Annotated in this window: 1 protein-coding gene; it reads right to left on the bottom strand. The window is 45.2% G+C overall.

The annotated features are described in order from the left end of the window. A partial coding sequence (locus tag ACE01U_RS17015; protein ID WP_395580018.1) for an EF-Tu/IF-2/RF-3 family GTPase occupies window positions 1-416 on the bottom strand: 416 nt, incomplete at both ends.

Here is a 416-nt window from a genome sequence, read left to right as displayed (position 1 = left end):
ACCATTTCTACGCCATCTTGTAGTTTGATCGCGCCAGTTACGTCAGTTGTACGGAAGTAGAACTGTGGACGGTAACCGTTAAGGAATGGAGTGTGACGACCACCTTCTTCTTTAGAAAGTACGTATACTTCTGCATCGAATTTAGTGTGCGGCTTGATTGTACCTGGTTTAGCAAGTACTTGACCACGTTGTACGTCTTCACGCTTAGTACCACGTAGAAGAACACCACAGTTCTCGCCCGCACGGCCTTCGTCTAGAAGTTTACGGAACATTTCTACGCCAGTAACTGTTGTTACTTGTGTATCACGGATACCAACGATTTCAACTGATTCGCCTACTTTCACAATACCAGTTTCTACACGGCCAGTTACTACTGTACCACGACCAGAAATTGAGAATACGTCTTCGATTGGCAT

Source organism: Acinetobacter halobius, assembly GCF_044130335.1.
Classification (GTDB): domain Bacteria; phylum Pseudomonadota; class Gammaproteobacteria; order Pseudomonadales; family Moraxellaceae; genus Acinetobacter.
This window is presented reverse-complemented; position numbering and strand designations above follow the sequence as displayed.